This is a genomic window from Mycobacterium sp. (assembly GCF_052144515.1).
Classification (GTDB): Bacteria; Actinomycetota; Actinomycetes; order Mycobacteriales; family Mycobacteriaceae; genus Mycobacterium.
In genome coordinates, this window is sequence record NZ_JBKQQD010000444.1 from 1 (window position 1) to 10,250 (window position 10,250).

10 protein-coding genes are annotated in these 10,250 nt (G+C 66.3%); 6 read left to right on the forward strand and 4 right to left on the reverse strand.

Going from position 1 to position 10,250, the window contains the following annotated elements; all coding sequences use genetic code 11:
* The first annotated feature begins 246 nt into the window (after nucleotides 1–246).
* A complete protein-coding gene (locus tag ACLP9N_RS29890) occupies nucleotides 247–1,098 on the forward strand; it encodes an LLM class F420-dependent oxidoreductase (protein ID WP_442410751.1) in 852 nt (283 codons plus the stop codon).
* Between the two features lie 168 nt (nucleotides 1,099–1,266).
* Here ACLP9N_RS29890 and ACLP9N_RS29895 read toward each other — a convergent pair whose 3' ends face one another.
* The 3 genes from ACLP9N_RS29895 to ACLP9N_RS29905 form a co-directional block, all read right to left on the reverse strand.
* Nucleotides 1,267–2,013 (reverse strand): hypothetical protein, encoded by a 747-nt coding sequence (locus ACLP9N_RS29895; protein WP_442410752.1) that lies wholly within the window; start codon nucleotides 2,011–2,013, stop codon nucleotides 1,267–1,269.
* Complete coding sequence (locus ACLP9N_RS29900; RefSeq protein ID WP_442410753.1) at nucleotides 2,010–3,134, reverse strand: patatin-like phospholipase family protein; 1,125 nt, start codon at nucleotides 3,132–3,134, stop codon at nucleotides 2,010–2,012. Before ACLP9N_RS29900 ends, ACLP9N_RS29895 begins: the two co-directional genes overlap by 4 nt.
* Nucleotides 3,135–3,310: 176 nt before the next feature.
* A complete protein-coding gene (locus ACLP9N_RS29905) occupies nucleotides 3,311–3,775 on the reverse strand; it encodes a tRNA (cytidine(34)-2'-O)-methyltransferase (protein WP_442410754.1) in 465 nt (154 codons plus the stop codon).
* Between the two features lie 642 nt (nucleotides 3,776–4,417).
* On the opposite strand from ACLP9N_RS29905, the gene ACLP9N_RS29910 reads away from it, so the two are divergent.
* From ACLP9N_RS29910 to ACLP9N_RS29930, 5 genes are read left to right on the forward strand one after another with little or no spacing between them, the layout of a single operon-like run.
* Nucleotides 4,418–7,180 (forward strand): ATP-binding protein, encoded by a 2,763-nt coding sequence (locus tag ACLP9N_RS29910; RefSeq protein WP_442410755.1) that lies wholly within the window; start codon nucleotides 4,418–4,420, stop codon nucleotides 7,178–7,180.
* Nucleotides 7,177–7,590, forward strand: coding sequence for a serine protease inhibitor (locus tag ACLP9N_RS29915; protein ID WP_442410756.1), 414 nt, complete (start codon nucleotides 7,177–7,179; stop codon nucleotides 7,588–7,590). Before ACLP9N_RS29910 ends, ACLP9N_RS29915 begins: the two co-directional genes overlap by 4 nt.
* Before the next feature lie 6 nt (nucleotides 7,591–7,596).
* The gene (locus ACLP9N_RS29920; RefSeq protein ID WP_442410757.1) at nucleotides 7,597–7,971 is read left to right on the forward strand and encodes a DUF742 domain-containing protein; all 375 of its coding nucleotides are present in this window, start codon (nucleotides 7,597–7,599) and stop codon (nucleotides 7,969–7,971) included.
* Nucleotides 7,952–8,530, forward strand: a complete 579-nt coding sequence (locus tag ACLP9N_RS29925; RefSeq protein WP_442410758.1) for a GTP-binding protein — start codon at nucleotides 7,952–7,954, stop codon at nucleotides 8,528–8,530. The genes ACLP9N_RS29920 and ACLP9N_RS29925 overlap by 20 nt, the downstream gene beginning before the upstream one ends.
* Nucleotides 8,523–9,086: a pentapeptide repeat-containing protein gene (locus ACLP9N_RS29930; RefSeq protein ID WP_442410759.1), complete on the forward strand. Its 564-nt coding sequence runs from the start codon at nucleotides 8,523–8,525 to the stop codon at nucleotides 9,084–9,086. Before ACLP9N_RS29925 ends, ACLP9N_RS29930 begins: the two co-directional genes overlap by 8 nt.
* 18 nt (nucleotides 9,087–9,104) lie before the next feature.
* On the opposite strand, the gene ACLP9N_RS29935 is transcribed toward ACLP9N_RS29930, so the two are convergent.
* A partial coding sequence (locus tag ACLP9N_RS29935) for an ABC transporter permease (RefSeq protein WP_442410760.1) occupies nucleotides 9,105–10,250 on the reverse strand: 1,146 nt, incomplete at its 5' end.

Sequence of the window (10,250 nt, forward strand, 5' to 3'; positions counted from 1 at the left end):
GCCGAATACGACCGCATATTCGTGCGGGAAATCCCCACGCTGCTCGCCTCAGTCGGTCTGCAGGTGATCCGCACGCACAAGAAGTGAGAAAACGCATGCTTCCGCCGCCTGTGCAACGGGTTCAGCATCTGGAAGCGACTGGGCTTCGCTGCCCGCGACGTGGCCTGGCCCGGCAGCGACAGAACTGGCCGCGCCGCTCGGTCCCGGGGGCGTACCCTTCTGGCTACCGAACAGCAAAGGAGCAGCATGACTGAGGCGCCGCTCAAGCCCGACATCGGCCGGTTCGGCGTGTTCCGCAGGCAGGCGATGGGCCTGGTGGGGCCGGAACAGGCGGTCCAGATCGAGAAGCTGGGCTATCGCGAAGTGTGGGCGGGTGGATCGCCGGCCGCCGGGCTGGAGTTCGTTGAACCTATCCTGGCGGCAACCGAATCGCTCACCGTGGCAACCGGAATCGTCAACATCTGGACGGCGGCCGCCGCGACTGTCGCCGAGTCGTTTCACCGCATCGAGCGGGCATACCCGGGCCGATTCCTGCTTGGCATCGGCGTCGGGCATCCGGAGCACATCAATGAATACCGGAAACCCTATGACGCCCTCGTCGAGTACCTCGACGAACTGGACTCCTACGGGGTGCCGGCCAGCCGTCGGATGCTTGCGGCGCTGGGTCCGCGGGTATTGACGTTGGCGGCCGAGCGCAGCGCGGGTGCCCACCCCTACCTGACCACCCCGGCGCACACCGCGCAGGCCCGCGAACTTATCGGGCCGTCGGCGTTGCTGGCGCCCGAGCACAAGGTGGTACCCACCACCGACGCCGCCGAGGCCCGTGCGATCGGCCGTAAGGCGTTGGACGTCTATTTCGATCTGCGTAACTGGGTCAACAACTGGAAGCGACTGGGGTTCAACGACTCTGACGTTGCCCGGCCGGGCAGCGACAGGCTGATCGACGCCCTGGTGGCGTACGGGCCCCCCGAGAAGATCGCGCAGCAACTCACCGAACACCTCGACGCCGGCGCCGACCATGTCGCGATCCAGGTGCTCACCCCATCCGAAGAGCTGGTGCCGGCGCTGAGCGAGTTGGCCGGGCCCTTGGGGTTGTGAAGTTAGCGGGAAAGTAGTCTGACGTTTTACCGCAATCGCGCTGAATCCAAAGTGGCGCAGCTAGTTTCAGTGATTCGAACCGTCCCTGGGACGGCACCTGAAAGTCCTTCGGCGAGAACGTGAATCACCGAGATCACGCTGTCCGGGTCGTCTGTCCAATCCACGCGCTCACCCGGCCGCCGACTCGTCGAGAGCCGCGGCGAGCAAGTCAGCCAGAAGACCCGGCTTGTCCATCGGTACGGAACGAATCAACCCCGACTCGACCAGCGCCGCCGCTCGCTCGTCAGCGGGAGCACCGGCCAGCGCGCCGCCGAACACATCAGCGGTGCGTCCAGAACCGGCGATGACCAAGACCGGGCGGCCTGCTTCGACACTTCCTTGGACATCCGAGTACGCGATCTGCCCACCGTTGGCGAGTACTGTGATCGACGGCGCGGCCCCTGCGAGGACAGTCGCCGTCCGGGCGATCCACGGCGCCTCCGCGCCCCACTTCTTACCCGGCACGATGATGAAGTGCGTGTGGTTGGGTTCAAGCGCTGCCTCAATGTGACCGGGGGCCTGCTCCGGCCGTAGCTTCACCACCCCGGAGGCCGCCACACCCACGAGCGGAAATGTAGCCTGCGTCGCCGCACGGGCTTCGCCGAATAGACGCATCACACCGCTATTGGTGCCGCCGTCTACACCGACCGCCCGGCATTTCTCCATCACCGGCGCGATGCCAATCGCGAATACCGGACGGAGATCATCCATGACGGCCCCTTCTAGTCCAGCGGCTCCACCCACGACAACCACGGTCGGTCGCGGCGGGTGCAGTCCGAGCACGTCAAGCGCGGCCCGCAAGTCATTCGCCTCGGTGACGTGCACCGCGCGCGCGGAACCCGTATCGGTTAACTCCACCCGGAATTGAGGTGTCACCGACCTGCCTCGAGGAACCCAGCGAAGTGTTCCGCGGCCACATCGTCTGCCGCGGCCTGCCCCACCCGCCGTAGATCGCTGATGTGCTGAACCGAGTCCAGTCTCTGCACTTCTTCGGGGACCACATCGTCAAGGCCCAGGTCATTCAGGCCTCGGCGCGACAGTTCCGGGTTGTAGCGGACATAGCTGAAAAGCCGATTCTCCAACAGCCCCTCACCGTGTATCAGGTCCCCCACCTCCTGATCGATGGGTGCACCGTGTCGACAGCGGCCGAACACTCGACACAACAGGTCTTGCTCGTTGAGCGCGGCGTACATCAACGCAGCCGGAACAGAATTTGCGTTGAATAACAGATTCATGGCGCCCGGTTGCAAACGGTCATCAGCTTTGGGGCTCGTACCCGTACCCACCGAAACAAGCAGGAGATCGGATTCCGTTGCGGGCCAGCGCAACCGGTACTGATCGAGGGTCGCCATGAGGAATAGTTGGAAGGCGGGGTTGTTGTACATCGTCACCGCCCCATCGATGAATACGAAGTCGCGCTCTCCCAGCCTGACGACCTCCGGCGGAAAATAGGTTGGCGCAGCGGTACTGGCTCGCACCAGCTGCCATAGGGGAATGGCCAGGTTATTGTCTGCGCGGCCGGGGTCGTTGAAAAGCGCACTGGGGTTGTTGCTCAGCGGCCAGGGCGAATCCGTGGTCGCGTTTCGCACGACTATCAGGAGCAGCGTCTTCAGGTCCTCGCTGCCCAGCGTGGTCTCCTTGCCGAGGACGCCCTGCAACATTTCCTTGAGCCGCACGCTGCCATAACGGTAGTGGTAGCGACGCAGCAGCCAAGCGTGATCAAACATCTCCTGACACCGTGCCACATAGAGCTCCAAGATTTGCTCCACGCGCAGCCCCTTGGCTAGCCCAGCCGCAATCACCGCCCCAGTGCTGGTGCCGCCGATGTAGTCGAAATAGTCGCCCAGCACGAACTCGTCTTGGGCGCCGAGCTGTTCCGCCAGCATGGATTCAAGCCGCAGCAGCACCTCTAACGTGATCACGCCGCGAATGCCACCTCCGTCCAGGGCGAGCAGCTTCTTTGGTCCCGGCGAGCTCACGCGGTCCCGATAGGACATCTGACCTCCTGTCGTCGGTGCGACTGAACCCATCCAGGTTGCAATTGGATGATGTGGCGTCGCTGCTCGCACGTCAACGGGACCGGCCTCGGTCACGGTCGACAAGATCGGTGAGGTGGAACAACGGGCCTTGTGCGACTGGCATGGGCGAGCCGAATGGTGTCGCCCCGGAGAAGTCAGACCGCCCCGAGGTAACCCTGCTGCCGCCAGGCCTCGTACACGGCGATCGCCGCGGCGTTGGAAAGGTTCAGCGAGCGCCGGCCCGCCAGCATGGGAATGCGCACCTGCTGGGTGATGTGGGTGTCGGCCAGCATGGCCGCGTCCAGCCCGGAGGGTTCCGGCCCGAACATCAACACGTCGCCGGCCCGGTAGTCGACATCGGCGAACAACGTGGTCGCGTGCGCGGTGAACGCGACCACTCGCTCCGGCGACAACGCATCCCACGCGGCCCGCAGCGACGCATGGACGGTGACCGACGCCAGGTCGTGATAGTCGAGCCCGGCCCGTCGCAGCTTGGGTTCGGACAGATCGAAGCCCAGCGGCTCGACGAGATGCAATTCGCAGCCAGTGGCCGCCGCGGTCCTGATGGCGTTGCCCGTGTTGGGGGCGATGCGCGGAGAAACCAACATTAATTTGAACACAACACGGCATCCTCCCGGTATGCGTGTGTCTGGAAGGTCTTATCCCCTACTGGCTCTACCCCAACGGATTACGCGACTACTTCAAGGCCCTGGCCGACTCCCTACCCGATCACCTGACTGCACCGGTCATGAACCGCATGAGCTAAAGGAATGGACGGGGCTTCTTCGGCCCCGATACCCGCTTGTCTCGAATTTCTCCCCATCGCTTCAGCCTAAAGGGCTCCGCCAGCGGGTTGACGTTGGCCAAGACGAGCCGGATACCACGGTCCACGAGGAGCCGACGACGATCGGTGGCTCGGACGTCCGACCAGCACGTTAGTTAAAAGCCGTAGGTTTCGGTAGAAGTGATCCCTGGCGTGGAACAGCGGCCCGCATATCAGTTGATCGTGACCAAATGGCGATTTGCCGCACGCGTCGCCAATGCCCGTGACTTTGTTTGCTGAAGCTACCCGGCCCGGAACGGCAGTGGTGACTGTGACCGCGGGCTGTCATACTCGCAGGGTTGCCAGGCGTCGCACCGCTCGCGTCCATCCGCCTGGTACGGGCGGAATAAAGCAGGAAGTTCATGAGTCTCTCGTTTTTCCGAGCGCCAAACCTCAGCGCTGCGGCCGTTGGTGCGGCCAAGCCAGCGAGGGGGGTCCAGTGACCATGTTTGCCCGCCCGGCTGCTCCGGGCGCGGCGATTTCGCCCGGCGTCCCGAAAGTCCCCGCCGCGCCTTCACCCAACAACAAGCCCGCGAAACGCCCGCGGGCCTGGGCGCTGAGCAACTGGCCCGTAGGGTCGAAAGTCCTGGCGATCGTGCTGGTCCCCCTGGTGCTGGCGACGATTTTCGGCGGGTTGCGTGTCGAGGCCGCGATGGCCAACGCCAGCAGTCTGCGGCTGGCCGCCGCCCGCGCCGACGTGATACCGGCGATCACGAAATACATGTCGGCACTAGACGTCGCATTCCTGGCCAGCTCCACCGGACGCGACGTTGAGGGGGCCAGGAAGAACTACGAGGCACGCAAGTACGAGCTGCAAACGCGACTGGCGGACACCGACGTGATCCCCGATGTCCGGTCGGGGGCCAGCACCCTGCTCAACGGCGGCCAGGCGCTTTTGGACAAGGTGCTGGCCAACAGCATCAGTTTGCGGGACCGGGTGACCGCCTACGCGCCGATCCTGCTGACGGCCGAAGATGCGATCAACGCGTCGGTGCGCGTCGACAGCGAGCAGATCAGAGCCCAGGCGCAGGGTCTGAGCCGGGCGGTCGGGACCCGCGGCCAGATGACGATGCAGGAGATCCTGGTGACCCGCGGCGCCGACCTTGCCGAGCCGGAACTGCGCACCTCGATGATCACCCTGGCCGGCACCGATCCCTCGACGCTGTTCGGGATGAGCGAGGTGCTGGGCGTCAGTTCGCCCGAAGCCAAGGCGCTGCAGGAGCAGATGGTGACCCGGATGGCGATCATGTCGGATCCGGCCACTGCGCTCGTCGACAACTCCGACCTGCTGCAATCGATACGGACCACCGACGGCATCGCCGAACAGGTCATCAATGACGCCACCGCCTCGGTGACCAAATCGGTGCAATCCCAGGCCACCGCTCGGCGCGAAGCCGCGATGCGCGACACCGGGCTGATGCTGGCTGCCATCTTGATCGCGCTGGGCATCGTGCTGGTGGTGGCGCGTGCGCTGGTCCGGCCGCTGCGCGTGCTGCGCGACGGTGCACTGAAGGTTGCCCACACCGACCTCGAGGACGAGATCACCCGAATCCGGGCCGGCGGCGAGCCGGTCCCCACGCCGCTGGCGGTTTACACCACCGAGGAAATCGGCCAGGTAGCCCACGCCGTGGACGAACTACACGCCCAGGCCCTGCTGCTGGCCGGCGACGAGGCGCGGTTGCGGTTGCTGGTCAACGACATGTTCGAGACCATGTCGCGGCGCAGCCGTTCACTGGTTGACCAGCAGCTGTCGCTCATCGACCGGCTGGAGCGCAACGAGGAGGATCCCGAGCGCCTCGACAGCCTGTTCCGGCTGGATCACTTGGCGGCGCGTTTGCGCCGCAATAGCGCCAATCTGTTGGTGCTGGCGGGCGCGCAGCTCTCGCGTGATCAGCGCGAACCGGTCGCGCTGTCGACGGTGATCAGCGCCGCCGTGTCCGAGGTTGAGGACTATCGCCGGGTCCAAATCGCGGGCGTGCCCGACAGCACGGTGCTGGGTGCGGCCGTCGGCAGCATCATCCACCTGCTGGCCGAATTGATCGACAACGCGCTTCGCTATTCGCCCCCGACCACTCCGGTGTGGGTTTCCGCGGCACGCGGCGGCGACGGCGGGGTGCTGCTGTGGGTGTCCGACTCCGGCCTGGGCATGAACGACGGCGATCGGCGCATCGCCAACATGCGCCTGCAGTCGGGCGGCGAGGTCACTCCCGACGTGGTCCCTGAGACGGCCCGCCACATGGGCCTTTTCGTGGTCGGCCGGTTGGCCGTCCGGCACGGACTGCGGGTCGGGCTGCGCGGCCCGACACCCGACGAAGAGAGCACCGGCACCACCGCCGAGGTCTACCTTCCGCCGTCCGTCCTCGTGGAGGGCTTTGCAGCGGGCCCCGTAGCGGCCCCCACGGCGGCGCCGGCAGCGGTCCCGCGGGCACGCGTGCGGGTGGCCCCGCCGCCGGAGCCCATGGAACCCCCCGAGCCGGTCGAACCGCCGGACGCCGTGCCCGCTGAACCCCCCGTGGCGCACGGCAACGGGTCCGCGCCGCCGGTCACGTTGTTGCCGCGCCGCACTCCCGGGTCCAGTGGCATCACCGACGTTCCTCCCCAGTCCGCCGAGGAGCAGCAGACGAGGCGTGAGCTGGCGACGCCCTGGTGGGAGAAAAACGGGGTCCAGCACGAGCCGGAGCAGCCGCAGCCGCAGCCGGAACCAGAGCCGCCGCAAGCGCCGTCGGACACCTCGGGATTCTTTGCCGCTCGGCCCTCGTCGCGGCCGGCCGAGCCCGCAACTCCGGGCGCGGCCGACGACGAAGACGTGATCTACCAAGGAATGCTCGCGGAGTGGCTGAGCGACCCGCACGATCTGGTGCAAAGCCCCGACCTGGATTGGCAGTCGGTGTGGGACCGCGGCTGGTCGCTGGCCGCAGAGGCCGAGGACAAGCCGGTCGAGTCGCACACCGACCACGGCTTGCCGGTGCGCACGCCCGGAGCCCAGCTGGTGCCGGGAGCGGGGGCGGCCAGGGGCGCCGCCGGTCAGGACGGGCTCGACGAGCACGAGGATCCCGGGGAAGAAGCTGCCGCCCGCCAGCCGCAGCATGCGGCCGCGGTGCGCGACCCCGAGGCGGTTCGTGCGTCCATCGGCAGCCATTTCGGCGGCGTGCACAGCGGACGGTCGCATGCCCGCGAAACCGACCGGGGCGAGCAGGAATGAGAGCTCACGCGCCGAATAACGCGCCGAACAACTCGCTGGGCTGGCTGGTGTCGAAGTTCGCCCGTGAGGTTCCCGGGGTGGCGCACGCGTTGCTGGTGTCCGTCGACGGGCTGCCCCTCGCGGCCAGTGAGCGGCTTTCGCGGGAACGGGCCGACCAGTTGGCGGCGGTGGCTTCCGGTCTGGCCAGCCTCGCGACCGGCGCGGCGCAGCTGTTCGACGGTGGGCCGGTGCTGCAGTCGGTGGTCGAGATGCAGAAGGGATATCTGCTGTTGATGCACGTCGGTGATGGCTCGCATCTGGCGACGCTGGCCGTCTCGTCGTGCGATATCGGCCAGATCGGTTACGAGATGGCCATCCTTGTCGAGCAGGTGGGCGGCGTCGTGGAGTCCTCACGCCGGGCGCACTCGTGAGCCGCGATGAACGAACCCGAGCGGTCCTTACCCGCGCGTGAGGCGAGCCTGGTTCGCCCGTACACGCTGACGGCGGGACGGACTGACACCAGCGTCGACCTTCCCCTCGAGGCGCCGGTGCAGACCCTGCAGGCGGCACTGGCACACAAGTGGCCACCCAACGACGTGAAAGACAAAATCATTCAACTGTGTACCAACAGCCCTTCGGTGGCCGAGATTTCGGCCCGGCTGGATTTGCCGCTGGGTGTCGCGCGCGTCCTGGTCGGCGATCTGGTGATGTCCGGTTACCTTCGGGTGCACAGGACGTTGACCGACCATTCGACCCGCGATGAGCGCCGCGAACTCATAGGAAGGACGCTGCGTGGCCTTAAGGCACTCTGACTCCGGTCCCACCGCGTCGACGAAGATCGTCATCGCGGGGGGCTTCGGCGCAGGCAAGACCACGTTCGTCGGCGCGGTTTCGGAGATCATGCCGCTGCGCACCGAGGCGATGGTCACCGACGCCTCGGTCGGCGTCGACATGCTCGAGGCGACGCCGCACAAGCAGACCACCACGGTGGCAATGGACTTCGGTCGAATCACCCTGGCCGACGACCTGGTGCTCTACCTGTTCGGTACCCCCGGCCAGCGCCGGTTCTGGTTCATGTGGGACGACCTGGTGCGCGGCGCCATCGGCGCGATCGTGCTGGTTGACTGCCGTCGGCTGCAGGACAGCTTTCCGGCGGTCGATTTCTTCGAGAACCGCAACTTGCCGTTTCTGGTCGCCGTCAATGAATTCGACGGTGCGCCAAGGTATCCGATGGGCGAGGTGCGTCAGGCGCTGACGCTGCCTGCGCACATTCCGATGGTCAGCGTCGATGCCAGGGACCGCCGGTCGGCGACCGACGCACTGATCGCGGTGAGCGAATACGCGATGCACTGTCTGACGTCCAGTGGATAGCTGGACCGACTGCGAATTTGCCGGCAGGGATTTCCGCGACTTCAACAACGCCGACCTTTCCCGATTGCGCACCGAACGTGTCGTGTTCACCGAATGCGATTTCAGCGGCGTCAACCTGGCCGAGTCGCAGCACCGCGCTTCAGCATTCCGTAATTGCACTTTCCAACGAACATCGTTGTGGCACAGCATATTTCGGCAGTGCAGCATGTTGGGCTCGGTGTTTGTGCAGTGCCGGCTGCGGCCGCTGACGTTCGACGAGGTGGATTTCTCGCTGGCCACGCTCGGCGGTAACGACCTGCGGGGCGTCGACTTGACTGGTTGCCGGCTGAAGGAGACCAGCCTGGTGGAAACCGACCTGCGCAACGCCGTGCTGCGCGGCGCCGACCTCAGCGGCGCGCGGACCACCGGCGCGCGGCTGGACGAGGCCGACCTGCGGGGCGCGACCGTCGACCCATCGTTGTGGACAACCGCCTCGCTGGCGGGCGCACGCGTCGACGTGCCACAAGCCTTGGCCTATGCGTTGGCCCACGGGCTTTGTTTGGACGGGGGCTTATAGGGGGCTTAGACGCGTGACTCAGCGCTTGAGCCGGATGTTCCACCGCACGATGACGGAGTAGATCACCGACAGCGCGCACAGCATCGCCATGTCGAACACCCACGCGCTCCTGGTATGCAGCCAGTGGCTGTCTTGGGGAAGCAGCGAACCGGGTACCAGCGCCCGCAAGTTCACCGTGGACGCCGACGCGGCGTAGCCCCACCGTGAGGGCACCAGCCAGGAAAGCTGGTCGAGGAAGATCCGCCCGGTCACCGGGATCAGGCCGCCGGCGAGCACCAGCTGCAGCATCAGCGACACCACCAGCAGCGGCATGATCTGCTCGTTGGAGCGGGCGATCGATGACAGCACCAACCCGAGGATCGCCGAGGCCACGCACGTCGCGGCAACGGTGACGAACAGCTCGAAGGTCGGATTACCCAGTAGCACAACGCTTTCGGTCGGCGCGCCCTTGCCCAGGATCACCATGACCGTCGTGATCGCCGCCTGGATGCTCGCGAACACGCAGAACACCATGATCTTGGCGCTCAGGTAGGCCCCGGTGGACAGGCCGACAGCCTGTTCGCGTCGGAAGATGGGGCGCTCGCCGATCAGGTCGCGGATCGTCAGCGCGGTGCCCATGAACACCGCGGCGATGGACAACAGTGTCAAGATCTGTGCGGCTTCGTCGGGCGTCGCACTGGTCGGCGCGCCGACGCCGAACCCGGTGTTGCCGGGAACCGTCAGGGCCAGGCCGCCCATGATGAACGGCAACACCGCCAGGAACACGAAGTAGGCGCGGTCGGCGACGACCAGGCGAACCTGACGGCGGGCGATCGTGGAGAACTGGCGGCTCTTGCTGGTGTGCGCCGGGGCGCCCAGATCGGCCGGGCTGGATTCGGCCGGGGCAGGCGGCGGCCGGTTGCGGGCCAGAAAGCGGCGATTGGCCTCATCGGGATCGGCGCCCACCTTCGCGAAGATGTGGGCCCAGTTGGTGGTTCCCATGGCCTCACCGATGTGGCCGGGTGGGCCCAGGAACGCCGTCTTGCCGCCGGGCGCCATCAGCAGCACCTGATCGCAGATGTCGAGGTAGGTCAGCGAGTGCGTTACCACCAGCACCACGCGACCGGCGTCGGCCAGTTGTCGCAGCATCGTCATGACCTGCAGGTCCAGCGCCGGGTCCAGACC

Excerpts from the sequence above, each read along its gene's own strand:
- ACLP9N_RS29890 (WP_442410751.1), top strand. The coding sequence starts at position 247 with ATGACTGAGGCGCCGCTCAAGCCCGACATCGGCCGGTTCGGCGTGTTC.
- ACLP9N_RS29900 (WP_442410753.1), bottom strand. The coding sequence starts at position 3,134 with ATGTCCTATCGGGACCGCGTGAGCTCGCCGGGACCAAAGAAGCTGCTC.
- ACLP9N_RS29915 (WP_442410756.1), top strand. The coding sequence starts at position 7,177 with ATGAGAGCTCACGCGCCGAATAACGCGCCGAACAACTCGCTGGGCTGG.
- ACLP9N_RS29920 (WP_442410757.1), top strand. The coding sequence starts at position 7,597 with ATGAACGAACCCGAGCGGTCCTTACCCGCGCGTGAGGCGAGCCTGGTT.